This is a genomic window from Streptomyces sp. NPDC006368 (assembly GCF_040612535.1).
GTDB lineage: Bacteria > Actinomycetota > Actinomycetes > Streptomycetales > Streptomycetaceae > Streptomyces.
This window is the reverse complement of sequence record NZ_JBEXQK010000029.1, coordinates 24,871-41,687: the sequence shown is the minus strand read 5'-3', so window position 1 is coordinate 41,687 and position 16,817 is coordinate 24,871. Positions and strand designations below refer to the sequence as shown.

General features: G+C 68.8%; 19 protein-coding genes and 2 pseudogenes. 12 read left to right on the top strand and 9 right to left on the bottom strand.

Annotation, left to right across the window (positions count from 1 at the left end; translation table 11 throughout):
- Positions 1 to 303 precede the first annotated feature (303 nt).
- The 3 genes from ABZZ38_RS21000 to ABZZ38_RS20990 are packed head-to-tail and all read right to left on the bottom strand — an operon-like array spanning position 304 to position 3,302.
- Entirely contained in the window at positions 304 to 1,830 is a 1,527-nt protein-coding gene (locus ABZZ38_RS21000; protein WP_356742007.1) for an amino acid permease, read from the bottom strand.
- A gap of 42 nt (positions 1,831 to 1,872) precedes the next feature.
- Complete coding sequence (locus ABZZ38_RS20995; RefSeq protein WP_356742005.1) at positions 1,873 to 2,823, bottom strand: hypothetical protein; 951 nt, start codon at positions 2,821 to 2,823, stop codon at positions 1,873 to 1,875.
- A complete protein-coding gene (locus ABZZ38_RS20990) occupies positions 2,820 to 3,302 on the bottom strand; it encodes a GNAT family N-acetyltransferase (protein WP_202977427.1) in 483 nt (160 codons plus the stop codon). Before ABZZ38_RS20990 ends, ABZZ38_RS20995 begins: the two co-directional genes overlap by 4 nt.
- A 341-nt stretch (positions 3,303 to 3,643) precedes the next feature.
- On the opposite strand from ABZZ38_RS20990, the gene aspS reads away from it, so the two are divergent.
- Positions 3,644 to 4,954 carry an aspartate--tRNA(Asn) ligase gene (gene aspS / locus ABZZ38_RS20985; protein WP_073751581.1) on the top strand — a complete coding sequence of 437 codons (1,311 nt, stop codon included), beginning with the start codon at positions 3,644 to 3,646 and terminating at the stop codon, positions 4,952 to 4,954.
- Positions 4,955 to 5,012: 58 nt separating this feature from the next.
- Here the strand turns inward: aspS and ABZZ38_RS20980 are convergent, their stop codons facing one another.
- The 6 genes from ABZZ38_RS20980 to ABZZ38_RS20955 all read right to left on the bottom strand — a co-directional run bounded on the left by ABZZ38_RS20980 (position 5,013) and on the right by ABZZ38_RS20955 (position 10,306).
- The gene (locus tag ABZZ38_RS20980; RefSeq protein WP_356742002.1) at positions 5,013 to 5,783 is read right to left on the bottom strand and encodes a hypothetical protein; all 771 of its coding nucleotides are present in this window, start codon (positions 5,781 to 5,783) and stop codon (positions 5,013 to 5,015) included.
- A gap of 34 nt (positions 5,784 to 5,817) precedes the next feature.
- Complete coding sequence (locus ABZZ38_RS20975; protein ID WP_356741999.1) at positions 5,818 to 6,723, bottom strand: radical SAM protein; 906 nt, start codon at positions 6,721 to 6,723, stop codon at positions 5,818 to 5,820.
- Positions 6,720 to 7,931, bottom strand: a complete 1,212-nt coding sequence (locus ABZZ38_RS20970) for a radical SAM protein (RefSeq protein ID WP_356741997.1) — start codon at positions 7,929 to 7,931, stop codon at positions 6,720 to 6,722. The genes ABZZ38_RS20975 and ABZZ38_RS20970 overlap by 4 nt, the downstream gene beginning before the upstream one ends.
- Positions 7,932 to 8,026: 95 nt before the next feature.
- A complete protein-coding gene (locus ABZZ38_RS20965; RefSeq protein WP_356741995.1) occupies positions 8,027 to 8,386 on the bottom strand; it encodes a hypothetical protein in 360 nt (119 codons plus the stop codon).
- A gap of 151 nt (positions 8,387 to 8,537) precedes the next feature.
- The gene (locus ABZZ38_RS20960) at positions 8,538 to 8,918 is read right to left on the bottom strand and encodes a hypothetical protein (protein ID WP_356741993.1); all 381 of its coding nucleotides are present in this window, start codon (positions 8,916 to 8,918) and stop codon (positions 8,538 to 8,540) included.
- A gap of 158 nt (positions 8,919 to 9,076) precedes the next feature.
- Complete coding sequence (locus ABZZ38_RS20955; RefSeq protein WP_356741991.1) at positions 9,077 to 10,306, bottom strand: helix-turn-helix transcriptional regulator; 1,230 nt, start codon at positions 10,304 to 10,306, stop codon at positions 9,077 to 9,079.
- A gap of 214 nt (positions 10,307 to 10,520) precedes the next feature.
- On the opposite strand from ABZZ38_RS20955, the gene ABZZ38_RS20950 reads away from it, so the two are divergent.
- The 11 genes and pseudogenes from ABZZ38_RS20950 (at position 10,521) to ABZZ38_RS20900 (ending at position 16,755) form a co-directional block, all read left to right on the top strand.
- A complete protein-coding gene (locus ABZZ38_RS20950; protein WP_356741987.1) occupies positions 10,521 to 10,898 on the top strand; it encodes a hypothetical protein in 378 nt (125 codons plus the stop codon).
- Complete coding sequence (locus ABZZ38_RS20945; RefSeq protein ID WP_356741984.1) at positions 10,888 to 11,319, top strand: DUF6093 family protein; 432 nt, start codon at positions 10,888 to 10,890, stop codon at positions 11,317 to 11,319. Before ABZZ38_RS20950 ends, ABZZ38_RS20945 begins: the two co-directional genes overlap by 11 nt.
- Positions 11,319 to 11,747: an HK97 gp10 family phage protein gene (locus tag ABZZ38_RS20940; RefSeq protein WP_356741979.1), complete on the top strand. Its 429-nt coding sequence runs from the start codon at positions 11,319 to 11,321 to the stop codon at positions 11,745 to 11,747. The genes ABZZ38_RS20945 and ABZZ38_RS20940 overlap by 1 nt, the downstream gene beginning before the upstream one ends.
- Positions 11,744 to 12,187 (top strand): hypothetical protein, encoded by a 444-nt coding sequence (locus ABZZ38_RS20935; RefSeq protein WP_356741977.1) that lies wholly within the window; start codon positions 11,744 to 11,746, stop codon positions 12,185 to 12,187. The genes ABZZ38_RS20940 and ABZZ38_RS20935 overlap by 4 nt, the downstream gene beginning before the upstream one ends.
- Before the next feature lie 131 nt (positions 12,188 to 12,318).
- Positions 12,319 to 12,954, top strand: coding sequence for a hypothetical protein (locus tag ABZZ38_RS20930; protein ID WP_356741974.1), 636 nt, complete (start codon positions 12,319 to 12,321; stop codon positions 12,952 to 12,954).
- Between the two features lie 2 nt (positions 12,955 to 12,956).
- Positions 12,957 to 13,511, top strand: a complete 555-nt coding sequence (locus ABZZ38_RS20925; RefSeq protein WP_356741972.1) for a hypothetical protein — start codon at positions 12,957 to 12,959, stop codon at positions 13,509 to 13,511.
- Positions 13,454 to 13,852, top strand: a complete 399-nt coding sequence (locus ABZZ38_RS20920) for a hypothetical protein (protein ID WP_356741969.1) — start codon at positions 13,454 to 13,456, stop codon at positions 13,850 to 13,852. Before ABZZ38_RS20925 ends, ABZZ38_RS20920 begins: the two co-directional genes overlap by 58 nt.
- A 478-nt stretch (positions 13,853 to 14,330) precedes the next feature.
- Positions 14,331 to 14,903, top strand: a pseudogene (locus ABZZ38_RS20915) (DUF4192 family protein); the annotation flags it as partial.
- Positions 14,904 to 15,087: 184 nt separating this feature from the next.
- Positions 15,088 to 15,597 (top strand): annotated as a pseudogene (locus tag ABZZ38_RS20910) (DUF4192 family protein); the annotation flags it as partial.
- Positions 15,598 to 15,649: 52 nt separating this feature from the next.
- The gene (locus ABZZ38_RS20905; protein WP_356741967.1) at positions 15,650 to 16,231 is read left to right on the top strand and encodes a DUF6349 family protein; all 582 of its coding nucleotides are present in this window, start codon (positions 15,650 to 15,652) and stop codon (positions 16,229 to 16,231) included.
- A complete protein-coding gene (locus ABZZ38_RS20900) occupies positions 16,228 to 16,755 on the top strand; it encodes a hypothetical protein (protein ID WP_356741965.1) in 528 nt (175 codons plus the stop codon). Before ABZZ38_RS20905 ends, ABZZ38_RS20900 begins: the two co-directional genes overlap by 4 nt.
- Positions 16,756 to 16,817 lie beyond the last annotated feature (62 nt).

The following is a 16,817-nucleotide window of genomic DNA, read 5'->3' as shown; positions in this document are numbered from 1 at the left end:
GCAAGTGAGGACAGGCCCAGCCATTGGTCCGCGTTAGCAACAGGGCCCGGTGCCTCGGCAGATCCACAGACGAGGGGTAGCACGGTGGTGAGCCGAGGGTGGCATGACTTCGAACGCTTGCCGCGCCTGTGAAACGCAGCCCCCTCACATTCGCAGTTCATTTACGGGCCAGTCGTTTCTGACCAGCTGGCTGAGCGTCGCGGTGTGCGTCCGCTTGAAGGCCGTCTCTCGTGCCTGCACGCTGCCACAATCCACTCGTACGAGCTGACCGCGACGCTGAGGGCCCGGGTCGTCGGACGGAGTCTATTGGCGGTGGGCCTCCTCTCCGCGAGCTTCCCGGCTGAGACCAGAGCTGCGGGAGTGCGCCGGCTTGAGGAACCAACGGCGGGCCGAGATGAGCCACCATGCGCCGCAGAAGGCGACGACGACCCCGACGGCGATGGGCGCGTAGTTGAAGGTGTGCGCGGTGATCGGTGACGTCTGCGGCAGCATGAACAGCACCGTGATCACCAAGACCCATGCGATGGCGATCGTGCCGACGACGGTGGACCAGGAACCGAGGTGCCAGGGACCGCGCTCGAACCTGTCGCCCTGGCGCAGTCGGAGGAAGGTGGGGATCACGTAGGCGATGTAGAGACCGATGGTCGCGATGGACGTGACGGCCGCGTAGGCGGTGCTGTTCCACAGGTAGGGCAGGCCGAGAGCGAAGGCCCCACCGGTGGCGAGCCAGACGGCGTTCGTGGGGGTGCGAGTGGCCGGGTTGAGCTTGTGCCACGTCCTGGAGAAGGGGAGCGCGCCGTCGCGGGAGAAGGCGTAGATCATCCGGGAGTTGGCGGTCACTGAGGCCATGCCGCAGAAGAGCTGGGCGACGATGATGACCAACAGCAGCCACTTGCCGGCCGCCGCGCCGAGGGCGTCCATCAGGATCTGCGCCGGTGGCACCCCGGTGGTCGACTCGAGCGCGCCCGAGTAGGAATGAATGGCGTAGGTGAAGCCGAACAGCAGGACGAAGCCGGCGGCGAGGGAGACGAGGATCGAGCGGACGATGCCCTTGGGGCCCGCGGTGGAGGGGTCGATGGTCTCCTCGGTCATGTGGGCTGAGGCGTCGTAGCCGGTGAACGTGTACTGAGCCATGAGCAGTCCGATGAGCACCACGTAGACGCTCGACGAGAAGCCGGTGTTGTTGACGAACTCGCCGAAGACGAAGCTGGTCGACTGATGGTGGTCAGGGATGAGCACCAAGGCGCCGCAGATGACGACGACGCCGAGGATGTGCCACCAGATGGACACCTCGTTGAGGAAGGCGACGATGCGCACGCCGAAGGTGTTCAGTACGCCGTGCAGGACGAGGATGACCCCGAACAGCGTGATGGTGTGGCCGGGCGTGGCGGCGTAACCGAACTGCAGGTCCAGTAGGGCGTTGAGGAAGGTGGCGGCGCCGAAGTCGATGCCCGCGGTGACAGCTATCTGGCCCAGGGTGTTGAACCAGCCGGTGAACCACGCCCACGCCGCGGCCGTTCTCGCGGGCGCCATGCGGTGCGCCCAGAAGTACAAGCCCGCGCTGGTGGGGTAGGAGGAGCAGACCTCCGCCATGGACAGCCCGACGAAGAGCGTCATGAAGCCGACGAACAGCCAGCCGCACATGATCACCGCTGGCCCGCCGGTGTTCATCCCGTAGCCGTAGAGCGTCATGCAGCCGGACAGGATGGAGATGATCGTGAAGCTGACGCCGAAGTTGGCGCGGCCCGACATGGAGCGGGAGAGTGTCTGCTGGTAGCCGAGTTGCTTCAGGCGTTCCTCGTCAGAGACGCGAGAGACATCGAGGGGCACAGGAATTCCGTCCTTCGTTCGTTTGAGGGGTAGTTCGAGGGTTTAGCGGCGTCGGCGCCGCGGTGGGCTGTAGGCCCAGGCGCGGTGCCGTAGGAACAGGTCGCGGGCCTGTCCGCAGTACGACCAGGGGACCTGCGTGGCGTACGGGCCGATCGCGTCGAAGACCTCAAGGGCCTCGCTGTGACGGTTCGCGAACGACAGGGCGTGAGCCAGGTAGTTGGCGTCATCCGCGAAGCAGGCGTGCGGTCGCGGGGCGCGGTAGCGCCACCAGCCCTCCAGCACGTGGTCGATCTGCGGGCAGTCGACCCATGGATGGATGGTGAGCCCGTAAGCGTCGCGGTCCTGCTCCTGGCGGGTCCGGTGGGCCTCGGCGATCACCACGAGTGGCAGAACCGCGATCGGCAGCCCTTGAGGGGCGATGGCCGCCTGCTCCTCGGCCCACCACATCGCCTCGCCCTGCTCTCCGTGGTAGCGGGGGAGCAGGAAGGTCACGACCTCGTGGTACGCCTCGCGATTCCATCGGTCGCGCTTGATGATCTCGTCCCACACCGCGTTCAGGGTCTTGCGGTTCGGGGCGTGGGTGCGGAGCAGCGCGAGCATCACGACCAGCGGCGCCACGTCCTCGGGCCACGTTTCCAGGGTCGCGCGACAGGTGGCCCAGGCTTCCTCCATCAGGCCCCGACCGCTGCTGCCTGGCCCGGCGATCATGGCCCGGAGGGCCTGAACGTTGGCCAGGAGGGCGAGTGCGTGCGGCGAGCGCGGTTCGGCCCTTGCCCAGGTGTCGGCAAACCGCAGGCGGGCTCCGGCCTCGGCGAGTACCTGAAGGCGGAAGATCCGGCGGTCCCAGTCCGGGCCGGTCGCCGCCAGCAGATCCCGTGCCCCCTCCCAACGGCCCATCGCGGCGTCCTCCACCGCCGGCCGCAGCGCGACGTCGTCGCGCGCCGGGTGCTGATCGAGCGGGACGCTCTGGTCACTCCGGTGCCGGGCAATCACTGGACCCGCCAGGTCATCCGAGGTTCGTCATACACGAACCCGAGCGACGTATAGAGCGGCTCTCCCTCTGGGCTGGCCGTGAGGCTGATGCGCTTGCAGCCGCGCACGGCCATCCAGCCCATGAGGGCCGTCACCACTGCCCGGGCATAGCCCCGCCTGCGGAACTCTGGATCGGTGGCGACGGTGCTGATGTCACCGTTGAACGGCTTGCTGCTCCCCGGGCCAGGAAGTCGAGGTAGAAGAAACCCCACCGCACAGGACGCCACGCGGCCGGGAGCCGCATCCACCACGAACGCGGCGGCCGTGTCCGGGCCATCGAGCATGGCAGCGAACACCTGCTGGCACTCCTTGACCCACGGCCCGTCCGGTACATCCCGGGGCCTGCTCCAAGGCACCGCCGGGCAGGTCAGCGATAGCTGGCGCAGGCGGGCCAATTCCCCGGCGTCGGCGGCCACCGCCCGTCGCACGGGCACGCTCACAGCCGTTCCTCCCGTTCAGAAGTGTGTTCTTGATTGCGGCGGTGCCCGTGAGATCCGTATCCTGCTGGGCAACGCGTTGATGGAGACGAGTAGCCCGGGATCACGCGAGTCGAGAGAGCCGCCGGAAGCTGGAAAGGCGGCCTCGCGCCCCGAGGCGAAGACCCTCCTGAGCGCGGGGAGGAACGACCCCGTTCGGTGGTCCAATGCCCCGCCGGTTGGCCCCCGTCAGCGGGCCCGAATGAGGCCGCCACGCTGTGGCGGCGAAAGTGCGGTGGCACCGCGAGTTGCCCTTCTCGCCCGCACTCCCAAGGGATCATGACGATGTCCTTCGGAGGACCGCAATGATCCAAAGCCGCGTACACGTCTCTGACCTGCGAGAACACGTCGGCCGTACCGTCACTGTCTGCGGGTGGGTAAACACCCTGCGCCTGCAGCGCAAGATGCAGTTCGTCATCGTGCGGGACAGCACCGGCATGGTGCAGGTGACCCACAAGCGTGACGACGGGCCGCTTGAGGCCCAGCTCGAAGCTCTCACCCCCGAGTCCGCAGTCAAGATCACCGGCCGTGTGGTCGACGCCGAGCAGGTCAAGCTCGGCGGCCTGGAACTCGTCCCTGAGTCGGTCGAGGTCCTGAACCTGGCCGCTACGCCGCTGCCGATCGACGAGCACACCGGCATTGAGCATCGGCTGGACTGGCGCTTCCTTGACGTGCGCCGTCGGACCGCCACACAGCTGATGTTCGCCGTGCAGACCACCCTGGAACAGGGGATGCGCGAGTACGCCTACGCGCAGGGCGCCACGGAGATGCACACCCCCAAGCTCATGGGAACGGCCTCGGAATCCGGAGCGGAGGTCTTCAAGCTCGGCTACTTCGGCCGCAGCGCCTACCTGGCGCAGTCGCCGCAGTTCTACAAGCAGATGGCAATCTCGGCCGGCATCGAGAAAGTCTTCGAGATCGGCCCCGTCTTCCGTGCCGAGCCATCGTTCACCTCCAGGCACGCCACCGAGTTCACCGGCGTCGACGTCGAGCTCGCCTGGATCGACGGCGTCGAGGACGTGATGGCGTTCGAGGAGCAGATGCTCGCCCACGCGATCGCGAAGGTCGCCGACTCCCACGGTGAGGCCATCCGAGAGCACTTCGGTGTGGAGATCACTGTCCCGACGACGCCCTTCCCTCGCATCACCATGGCCGAGGCGCACGAGATCCTGCGCAAGGGAGGCTGGGACCCGGAAGGGATCAAGGAGGACCTGGACCCGGAGGGCGAGCGCAGCATCAGCGCCCACATCCAGGAGGCCACCGGGCACGAGTTCGTGTTCATCACGCACTACCCGGTGAGCATCCGGCCCTTCTACCACATGCGGCCGGCCGACGACCCGAGTGTGACTCTGAGCTTCGACCTGCTGTGGAAGGGGCTGGAGGTCACCACCGGCGCACAGCGCGAGCACCGGTATGACGTGCTGCTGAAGCAGGCCGCCGAGAAGGGCATGAGCCCAGAGCCGTTGCAGGACTACCTGAACGCGTTCCGGTACGGCTGCCCGCCGCACGGTGGCCTGGGCATGGGCCTCGGCCGGGTGCTGATGGTGCTCCTCGGTCTGGAGTCGATCCGCGAGGCCACCTTCCTCTTCCGCGGACCGAACCGTCTCACGCCGTAACCGGCTGATGGGCGCGTCCCACGACACGGGCCGATGCCTCGTGTCGTGGGACGCGGTCTCAGTAGCGGACGCTGCGCAGGTCATGCGTCCACGCCTCGGCAGGGTTCTTGTCCCAGTAGGCCCGCAGTGCCAACTCCCGCTCGGAGAAGCGGCCCTGGTGGCACAGGCCGCCGTGGGAGAGGGTGACGCTCATGGCGAGCGACGACTCGGTGGTGACCCAGTGGGGGGTCAGGGCATGGCTCCACAACTGGGAGCCGGGCCGCATGACGACCGACTGGCGGTCGGCCGCGTCATGCTCGGGCGGCTCCTCACCCGTCGTCTCACCGATCACCGCGGCATCGGCCGAGAGGTGCTTGTCGGGCGTGAGGTAGCTGTGGAACGTCTTGCTGCCATGCACCTGCCAGACCAGGCCATGCGAGTTGTCGTTGTGGTACGTCGAGGACGCCCCTTCGGTGGACAGGAAGAGGATCGGAGCCAGGCGCTGCCAGGTGAAACCCCGGGCGGACAGATGGGCGCGCCAGGGAATCATCACCTCGTCCTGGAAGCCGTGCAGAAGGTCGTCGTAGAAGCGGCTGAGGTTGAAGTGCACCAGCCGGAACGGCCACGTGACGATCTCTTCGAGCGGGGCGGTGCGGAAGGCGGCGGTGCGGTCCATGCGCACCTGCCAATCGTCGTCCCCGAGGATCGTGAAGCGCACTTCCGTGTCCCGGCGGATGTGGTCGAGGACGTCGATGGCGGGCAGGAACGTGTAGTCGAAGGCGACCTCCAGGGAGAAGTTCGGTGGTTGCCGCCACCGATGTATGAAGTCGTCCGGTGTCGTGATCGTCATAGGGCGGTCCATGGAGTTGTGTACGTAGCGCCGCTCACGCCGGCGCGGCGCACGACGCCGCGCGGTCGTCGGATGCGGCGGAGGATCGGCAGATTGCAGCGCAGTCCGGGGTCACGCGGTCCTGCGCCGGATCGCTCAGGAACTGTCTGATGCTGGCCCGAGGCGCATGGACGCTGACTGATGCCTGGCCGTAGGGACAGCGCCGGATGTGACCGTCCGCGGACACGTACGCGGTCGCCGAGCGGCACGACCACCGCTCGCCCCCCGCCGGTGGCAGCTGTAGGTCCCGGAGCTCGCCGAGGTAGGCCCGGTACCGATCGGACAGGTTGAAGTAGCGGCTCAGCACGTCGGCGTCCAGATGCTGCTGTACCCAATAGTCCTGGACCGACTTGCCGTCCCGGCGCAAGGCGCGCTCGTCGAGGACGACGGGGCTGAACTGGACCTCCACGCCTGCCTCGGACACGAGGTCGGCCAGCTCCTGGCACTCATCATCGCTCAGACCCCAGCAGGTGACGTGGAGGATCTTCGTCTCGGTGCTGATGGCGCGTAGCGTGGCGATGCCCGAGGCCGCCGTGCGGGTGGTGCGTCCCAGCAGCATCGCGCCTTGCGAGTCGGCGGACACGGTCACGTTGCTCAGTAGGTGGGTCACGTGGGAGAGGGCGATGACCTCGGCCATGGAGCGAGCCGAGGTCACCATCGACACCGACATGCCGAACTGGTGCGCCAGCCGTACAAGCTGCCTGAGCTGCGGATGATGGGTGGGCTCGCCACCCGTCAGACATACGCCCTCCACGCCAGCCTCCCGCAGCCGCGACAGTGTGCGTGTGTACGTCGCGGTGTCGAGGAAGCCGTGAGCACGGTCAGCGCGGAAGCAGAAGCCGCAGGCCACCTTGCAGTGCCCGGCCGTGGAGACCAGCGCCGTACGGACTTTGACGCTCATTGCACCCCCGTGTTGTCCCACACGGCGATCTCCACGGTGCTCGTGTAGAACGCGCACATCTCGGGATCAGGGCTGGTGCCTCCGACGAGGGCCTGCTCGTTGCGGGAGGGGCCGCCGCAGATGGCGAGTGCCGGGCAGTTCCCGCACTCGGAGATGGGTGCGACGTTTTTCGCCACACCAGCCAGGCGGCCGGGATCGGCCCGCAACTCGTCCAGGGTGTGCAGGAATGACGGCTCGGTGAAGTTGATGTCGCACAGGCTGACCCGGTTGCCGGGCAGCAGGGCGGCGTTCAGACTGCGGTCCCCCTGCATGTGGTCGAACAGCATCGGCCGGCGGGTGTCGAGGGCCTGGAAGGCGCGGTCGAGGACAGAGAACAGCATTCCGCCGCGACCCAGGGCGGCCAGGCGGGCCTCGTAGAGCTCCTGAGCCAGGTCGGCGCCCTTTACCTGCCAGCGGCCCGCAGTCGGGATGGGGGTGTTGACGTAGATGAACTTCAGCCCGAGGTCATCGATGATCCACCGGACAGTTTCGGCCAATCGCCCAATGTTCGCGGCCGTTGGGGTGAGGTTGCAGCCCACGTGCAGCCCCTCCGCCTCGACGAATCGGGCGACGTTGCGGCGGATGCGGTCGTCTGCGGGCTGTCCGCCGAGCAGGAGGCGGTGGGCGGAATTGATACCCGGGGGGCCGTCGATGGAGATGCCGACCCCATACTCGTACGCGACGAAGTGGTCGAGGGCTTCGTCGGTCAGACGGGCCCCGTTGGTGACGACCGTGCGCCGGACCCTTGCGACGTCGTAGCGGTCGGCGAGGGTGTCTGCGAGCCGGTCGCCGTACTGCATGAGGTCGAAGCGGATCGTCGGCTCGCCGCCGAACCACTGGATGGACACCTCTTGCTGGCCGGCGTTCTGCTCGAACAGGAACTCCAAGCCCTCCGACAGCTCCTCCTTCGTCATGTCCGGCTTGCCGGTGTTCGTATCGACGAAGCAGTAAGTGCAGGCCATGTTGCAGCGGTCGGTGAGCACTACGCGCAGACCACTGATGCGGTCAGGTGTGGCGTCGAGCCCAAGGAGTCGAAGACGGTTACGGAGTGCTTCTCGCCGGTCGGCCATGGGGCCGTCGGAGGTGAAGCCGAGCCCTGCGAGGGCTTCATGGGTCGCGGTCGGGGGGACCCCGGCGAGGTCGTGGACCTCGCCGGAGTCGATGAACACACTGTCCAGCCCGACCGGGTCGAGGAGAACTGCTTCCCCGTCCCGCTCGTACTGGAAGTACTTCCCCCACAGCATCCGGGGGACGGCCATGTTGGTCAGGCCGCCGTTTCCTCTTCGGCGATGCCGAGCTCGGCCATGACCTCGCGGACCTTGTCCTCGGCCGTGGCCTGGAGCTTCGCGGAGGTGGCCAGGGAGCCACCGTCGGCGAGGACGATCACGCCGGGCAGGGTCGGGTTGGGGGCGATGACCGTGATGCCGGCCGGGTCGGTGCCGATGACCATGATCGCGTCCTTCAGCTCGACCCAGTCGGTCTGCTCCTTGAGCGCCTCGATGATGCGGCCCTGCTTCTCCTGGAAGGAGGCCCGCTCACCCATCCAGACGCCCGCCTTGGACTTGGAGTCCACGACGTCCGCGTAGATCAGGTGGTCCTTCTTCTCTCGCCTGGGCTGAGGCACAGTTGATCCTCTCTGTGTGTCGGACGTGCTGGAACAATCACTTGCATCCGCCGGGGTCCGGCGGGTGCCGCCCCACGGGGAGTGAGTGGGGCGGCGCCTAGCCGCTCTGCGGCAGCTCCCACGGGGAGGAGTTCAGGCCGCAGAGCGAGTCCTAATGGGGGCCTTCGCGCTCCCGGCGCGCCTTGATCAGGGCGCGGTGAAGCCCGTCAGGTGAGATCACGGCACGGGGGCCGGTGGGCAGCCGGTACCAGTGGAGACCGGGGCCGGACGTCCGCTTCGCCGACGGGACCAGGACGTGGCAGGACGGTCCCAACGCGACAGTGCCCTGTTCCGCCCACCGTTCAGCGGTGCCGACCGGGGTCAGGAAGTACATGCGCGGCTCACGGCCGCCCTCGTCGAGGACGACGGAGCCCACAGGGAGCCCCTGCTCCTCGATGAGTTCTACGGCCCTGCGGCCCAGATGTTCGGGTGCACGGATGGCGTCCCACCACGTGCCGGCGGGACACAACTCCGGCTCGCTGCCGAGAGGCATCCACCTTGGCAGTCGAGTGGTCGGGATCGCGTCCGACATAGGAAAGGCCCCCTCACAACTGAGTGTGAGAGGACCATTCCACTCTGGAGGCGGGTGTGCGCGGACAAACTGTCCGCACCCAATTCAGGCCAAGTCCCGCGAGTGTAAGGGGAGTTGTGCTACGCGACTCCAGCCCATGTGCCGAACGCGGACAACTCGGCGGACGGGTGCGTGTCCATGCGCAGCAGCGAGCCGAGCGTTTCGCGCACGGATGGGTGGAATCGCGTGTGGTTCGGCGCGATCTTCCGGGCTCGCTTCAGCTCTGCGAACGCTCCGCCGCGGTCACCTTCCGCCAGGCGTGCCGAGGCGACGTCGATGTGATGGTGGCTGGATCGCTCACCCACCGTGGAGGCAGGCGGCGCCCATGCCGCTCCGCCCTGTCCCCATTCAGCGAGCCGGGCGAGGGCCTGCTCGCTGTCGCCGGTGTCGATCAACGTATGCACCGAGTGGATCTTGATGTTTGTTGGGCCGAAGCTCATCTCGTAGGCCAGGCTGTCCCGGTTGCCGGCCATCAGCGCCACTTGCTCTGCTTCGCGCAGGAACTCTTCCGCCGCATCGGGGTTGTTGTCCCGCGATTCAACGACCGCCAGCTTCAGCAGCAGTGCCCCGTCGACCGCAAGCGCGTCGTCGGTGTACGAATGCTCCGGCTGGGACCGCTCCAACTCGTGCCGTAGGCCTTTGAGCTTGCGACGAGCCGACTCGGTAGCTCCCTGCCGCAGCATCGACCCCGCCACCAGGAACCCGGCCGTGAACTGCATGAGGGGATCGCCACTGCGGTCAGCTGCCCACCTCACCCTCTCCAGGGCCGTATTGCCGAGGTCGTGGTGCCCCATCTTGTGGGCCAGGCTGTTGACCGCACGGTACGCGCGGGCCAGATGCCAGAACGCCTTCTGCTGTTCATCGCCACGCGCGCTGAGAGCAACGTGGGTCAGTTCTGTGATCACCGGAGGGAGCAGCGGCCCCATCGGCACGTATCGGGCATCACGCCGGAGAGCTGCGATCTGGTCCACCTCGGAGGCCAGGACCGGCAGAGCGCGTGGACGCGTCTCCAGCTCATCTGGGGTGTCGAAGCACAGCAGGATGCGCCTCAGCTCCGGAATGACGGCGTGCACGCCGTCCTCCGCCTCGGGGTCCCCGTAGTACGGCTGACCGGTCAGTACCTCGGGGCCGAAGTGCAGGGCCCTCGACAGGGCGAGTATCAGGCTCGGCGTCGCCTTCCGCGCGCCGGACTCCAGCTTCTGCACCAGGCTGGGGGAGACCGCGACCCGCTGGGCAAGTTGCGCGGCGGACAGTCCCCGCGTCTTGCGTGCCACCCGGAGCCGGTCCCCCAGCATAACGCTCTCATTCACGTCGGCTTCCCCTCGCTGATCGGAGCATTGTGGCCAGAGTACGTATTGCGAATGGTGCCCAGAAGGCCCGTCGCCAAGTGTTAACGGACCGACGGAGCAAACCCGTAGATCCACGCCAGGACGCCCGTACGGCTGGCCAGGCACGGGACGGCGCCCGCCGGGGCTCCGTTACCGCCGCCTCGAGGTGTCCGACAGTGCTCCTAGCGTCGGCTGAATGGATCAGACGAACGACACGGCCACCGCCCGGCGCGTGGAGATCAGCGCGCGGGGCGGTCGGGCCGACATCGAGATCGACGGCTCGCGAATCGACCCGAGCGCCGTCAAGGCGTACTCGGTCAGCCACTTCGCCGGGGAACGGCCGGAGGTCCTGCTGCACGTTGCGGACCGCGGCGACAGTCAGTGGTCGGGGATGGCCCGTGTCGCGATTGCCGACCCGCCCGACCCGGGGCCAGTGGCAGCCATCTTCCTGGACGCGATCGACCCGGAGGCTCTGGAGCGCGCCACGCTGGCCCGCCCTGACCTCGGCTCCGAGCCGTACTCGCTGACAAAGGCGATGCTGACCCAGCTTGTGGAGTGGGCTCGTGGCCTTTGACGTGGAGGGTGCGCGCCGAGTCGTCGGCCGCATCCTGGACGACAAGCTGGAAGCGTGGCGGGACAGCGCAGGCCGTACGGATGACGTGCTGGACGAGTCCACGGGCCAGCTCGTGCCGCCCGCGCCGGACGAGCAGTTGGTCTGGGACGGGCTCGGCGCGGTGATGCCGCTCGGCCGCCCGGCCATCACACAGGCCGTGGGCGGGTCGGTCGCCGTCGAGCCGCCGACCACCGACTACCAGGCCGTGCTGCCGGTGGAAGCCCCGGTGCTGCGGGGCGACGACGTGATCCGTGTGGCCGGTTCCGTGCGCCCCGGCGGTCCCCGCGACCCGCAGTTGGTGGGCCGTCGCTTCCGCGTCTCCGACGAAGCCGTGGGCACCTACAGCGTGGTGCGCATCGTCAGGGTGCAGGTGATCGACTGATGGCCCCGGCGAACCCGCACCCCAACGCCCACCCGGACGCGACCGCGTTCCGTGATCCGATCGCGCTGGCCGCCGCGCTGGCCCGGATGGGTCCGGCCACCCGCGCCCGCACGCGGACGATCACACGGCACCACGCCATGCTGCTGCGGGTCCGCATCCAGCGGAACGCGAGCGGCAGGCCCGGCCCGAACGTGATCACCGGGCAGTACCGCGCCTCCTGGGACGTGCGGATGCGCACCGGCGGCGGCGAGGTCACCGCCGAGGTGTTCTCCGACTCCCCGCAGGCGCGACGGCTGGAGTACGGCTTCGTCGGCGTGGACAGCCTCGGGCGGCACTACCGGCAGCCGCCGTTCCCGCACGTCGAGCCCGCGTTCCGGCAGACCGAACCGGCTTTCATCCAGGCCCTGGCGGACGGGGTGCTGCCGTGACCGCTCGTCTTCCGGTGACCCGCGCGCTCGCCGCCCTCCTGGAGCACGCCACGGGCCGCCCCTGCGGTGTGGGTGAACTCCCGCGAGTCCAGGGGAAGTCCGGGTGGGAGCCCGCGCCCGTGCCGTACACGATCCTCGACTCACTGCCCGCCGAGTTCGCGGGCCCGCCCCTGTGGGACTGGCACGCCGATGCCGCCTGGGCCTACCAGGTCACCTCGGTCGGGGAACGAGCCGATCAGGTCGAGTGGCTGGCCGACCGCGTACGCGCTGGCGTCGTCGGCCGGACCGACGGACGCTGGACCCACGACCTGCACGTTCCCGAAGCGCGTGTCATCGACCGGGAGTTGACCTACGACGCCGGAGGAGAGCCCTCGGTGTCGGCGGCAGGCGCTATCGTGTCCTACGTGCAGCGGGTCACGATCACCGTGACCCCAGCATGAAGAATCGATTCTTCTGATCCTCACCGCGGAGGCCCGCGCGGACGCTAGGCCCCAGGCCAGGCGAACCCCCTTTGAACCTCAAGGGGCAGGGCCTCGGCACGGGACGCTGCCCCAGAAGTGGGAGCGGACCTGTGTCCACGAGCACGAAGAAGACCCAGACCCGATTTCTGCGGCGCGGCATCTCCAAGATCCTGTGGTCCAAGGACCTGAACGACCCGAAGTACCCCAGCCGCCGAGAGATCACCAACGCCTTCGCCCTGACCGACGCCGTCTCGGACATCGAGGGCTGGGCGCTGGAGAACGACCCCATCGAGACCCCCGACATGGGCTCGACCTTCAACTCCTCGATCCCGGGCAACGACAAGGCCGAGAACTCCAGCCTGACCTTCTACGAGGATCGGTTCTCCGACGCGATCGAGCAGCAGCTCCCCAAGGGCGCGAAGGGCTACGTCATCCTTCTCCGCAAGGGCGACCTGCCCGGCTCTCGCTCGGTGGACGTGTTCCCCGTGCAGGTCGCCACCCGCGCCGCGACGTACAGCACCGGCAACGAGGCCGCGAAGTTCAAGGTCGACTTCACCATCACCGACGAGCCGTCCCTCGACCGCCCGGTGCCGCAGGCCCATCCCCGTCCGCTGCCGGCCGAGGACTGCGACGACGACCACGGGCACGGTCACCCCGACGGTGACCACGTCGACGTGACCGTGGTCAGCACCACGAAGTCCAAGACCGAGGCGACGGTCCGCGAGCACGACGCTGACGAGGGCTGATCGTGTCGCGCCCCGCACAGGCCAAGCGCCCGTCCCCCTCCGCCAGGGCGGCGGAGGGGGCGTGGTCGGCCAAGATGGAACGGCTCCGCCGCCGAGCCCGCCCGCAGAACCGGCTGCGCATCTGCGATGACGCCGAGCTGCGCCAGCGGTACGACGAGGCTGAGCAGGCCGCCCGCCGTGCCCGGTTCGTCGCCGAGGCCAACCCCGGTGACGAGCTGGCCGCGCGCCAGGCCGCCGACGCCGACGCGGCGCGGGGCCAGGCCCTGGCGGCGCTCGACGCTGCCTCGGAGTTTCTGACCTTCCGCGCTCTGCCGCGCCCGGTTCTGGAGGAGCTGATCAGCGAGCACCCGCCCACCGAACAGCAGGCGGAGGAGGGGGCGATCTTCAACGCCGACACCTTCCCCGCCGCTCTGGTGGCGGCGGCCTCCGTGGACGGCATGAGCCGTGAGGAGGCCGAGGAGCTGCTGAACGGCTGGTCGGCGCCGGACGCCAACGCGCTGTGGGACGCCGCCTGGCAGATCCAGCAGGAGAGCCGGGTCGAGCTGGGAAAAGGCTGAGCCGTGACGCCGGCCTGCGCGCCGAACTGGAGCTGTGCGAGCGGTACCGGATCCCGCACTCGCAGTTCCTCGGTGGCGACGGCCGCTGGACCGACCTCGACCGGGCCAAGGCGATGGCCTGGGCGGAGTGGCAGCGGTCGGTGTGTCCGGAGTGCCACACCCGGCTGGAGGAGTGGGACCGCGAACGCGGCGGCGACCCCCACGCCTACGTCACCGACACCCTGCGCTGCCCCGGCTGCGAGCTGATCGAGCAGGAACGCGATCACGTCCCCCAGGACCGCTCCGGCTATGGCGTGAAGATCCAGCTCCTGCCGCGCGAGCAGTACGAGCCGCGCCCCTGATCCACCCCCGCACCATGTAAGGAGGCCGCCGCGGTGGCCGGGTTCACCCTCACGGTCGCGATGCGCGCCGAGGTCCGCGACCTGATCGCGGGAACCCGTGCTGCCTCCGCCCAGATGCGGGCCCTGGGGGACCGGACCGACGCCGCGAACCGCTCCCTGGCGCGGTTGGACGCCAACGGGGCGCGGCTCGCCGCACAGTTCGCCGCGCTGAATCGTTCCTCCCGGGCGGCCGTCGGCGAGCTGAACCGGATCACCGCCCGCGCCGGGGCGGCCCGTGCGGCGCTGCGCGCGGCCGGGGACGACGGCGCCCGGTCGATGTCCCGGCTCCAGCGGGCGACCGCCGGGGCCGGTCGCCGGGGCCTATCCGCCACGAACATGCTCGCCGGCGGCGCCCTCGTCCTTGGCACCGGCGAGATGATCGAGGAGGGCAACCGCTACCAGCGGCAGATGAACCTGTTCCGGGCGGTGACCGGCGACGATCGGCCTCGTCGCGGACCGGTGGTGGGCCTACGAGTGCGACATCGACGGATGCTGCGAGGGCCAGCCGCTCCCGTCGCCCGACGACCCCACCAGCGTCGCCGCACAGATGGCCCGCCTCGGCCGCGCTCCCGGCCCTCGCACCCGCGACATCATCAAGGAGTTCCGGGCGGCCACGGCGGACCCCGCGTTCCTCACGGACCTGCACACAGCCGCCGACCACTTCAACTCGCGGTGCGTGACCACCGCCGGACGCGACACCACGCTCGCGTTGACGCTGGAGCAGATCGACGCCGCCATGAGCCGGTTCCGTGACGGGGCGACCGCCCTCACCCGCGCCCTGACCACGCAGCTCATCGTCGGCCTTCAGGACGACGCCGCCGTGGAGGCCGGCATAGCGCACGCTGAGGACGGCGACCTTCCCCACGCCCGACGCCTCTGGGCCTACCTCGCACGGCACTGCGCCGAACCGTTCAAGCAAGAGGCCGTGCCCATCCTGACGCTCTTCGCGTTCGTCGCCTGGCGGCAAGGCGACCTCATCGCCGCCCGGCTCGCCCTGCGCGACACCATCACCACCGACCCCGAGTTGGCCACCGGCATACACCTCGGCACGATCGACGGCGAAGACCCCCGAGACTGGCTCGCCTCCGCCCGCGAGGGCCACGCCCACCGCCTGAGGCACCTCCAGCACGCCGTCGAGGTCGCCAGCGAGTACCGCCCTACTACCGACACCACCGCGGTGCGCTTCCGCGAAGCACTCGACGCAGCCACCAGCCACCACTACGACCAGGTCCCTCAGCGAAGAGGAACGGCTCCTCGATCGCTACGGCACCATCGACATCATCAACGGAGCCTTGGCCGACTTCCGCAACGGCCGTCCCCAGCTCATGGACGAGATCGCCGCCCGCATCATCCTCGGCCTGCAAGACCCGCACGCCAGGGACGCCGCGCTGTCCACCGGCGAGGAGAGCGACCTTCCCTACGAGCGGCAACTGTGGGGCTACCTCGCCCGGCGCTGCGTGCCGCCACACACCGGTAAGGCGCCGCCGCTCCTCACCCTCCTCGGCTGGGTCGCCTGGCGGCAGGGCGACACCGTCACCGCCAGCCACGCCTTCGCCGAAGCCCTCGACATCTACCCCGGCTACACGATGGCCAAGCTGCTGCTCGACGGCATCCGCAACGAGTGCGACCCGGCCCGGCTCCTGGCGATGTACCGCGACGCGGCGGCGGAGTTCGCCGCAGGCCGACCGGATCTCGACACCCTCTGACCGACACGGTGGCCCCGGCAATCGCCGGGCACCCCGCTCCGGAGACCGACCCATGACCACACCTGACGAACGCCGTGGCGCCGTCGCACGCCACGCCGCCTACCTGCCCCGCTACCGCGACAAGACCAGCAACAGCCGCCACTGCTGGCGCATCGCCTGGGGACACCCCGGTTTCACCCATCACACCCCGCCCGAACCGACCGCCGATCACCAGCCCACCGTCCTCGTCCGTAGCTGGGGCCGCCTCGCCCCAGACGGCTCCGGCGACATCTGGGCCTATCTCCACCGAGGCGCGTGCCTCGGCTGCACCTGGGAAGGCCCCGACCGCCGACGAACTGACCCAGCCGTCGAAGACGCCCACGACCACACCCACGAGGGATGGCGCGACCTCCCTGCGCTCCCCGAACGCCGAGGCCGGCACTGGACCACTCACGCCACGCACCTGTACCCGAAGGGCTGGCTCGACACAGGCGGGCCCGTGCGCACCATCCGCACAGGAATCGAGAAACGGCACTTGCCCGGCAAAGCGCCCGGAGGCGGCTACGACCTCGCCGTACAACCACCAAGGACGGAGCATCGGACAGCGATCACCGAAACGTTGCTCCTTGGGTACAACGAGAGCGAGGCTGCGTGAGCGACCCCAAGTCCGTCACGTGGCTCCGCCCCGAGTACAAGGGACGCGAAGATGAACTGATAAACCTCGCCGCCGGAGCAGCCCTCGTCGGCGTCACTCGCTCCACCGTCAGCAACTGGGCCAAGCGCCACGCAACCTTCCCGGAGATCGTCTTGCTGACGGGTGTCGGCGACAGGCGCGTTAAGTACATCCCCCGCGACGAGTTCCTGGCCTTCGCCCACGCACAGATGAACAAGGGACGCACGCCAGCCCGTAGACCGGTAGCTCGCCGGCCCACGACACTTCTGAGATCAGACGAGATTGCTCACTCCGAACGGCAGATAGCCAGGCTCACTGAGCTGGAGGCACGTCAAGCAAAGGCCCTCGCGCGCACCCAAGAGGCACTAAGGAAGCACCGCGAACGCCTCAGGCAGGCTCGGCAGGCGCTCGCCGCAGAGATCGCTGCAGTGCACCACCTCGAACAAACGGAAGGCGCATCAGGCGTGGACTCCGCAACACCAGGGGGAGGAAACATCCCGGAGTGACCTCGCAGCGAGGCTGATCACCGCAGGCAGGGCCGCGCTCTCGCGTGGAGACGGCGCGGCCC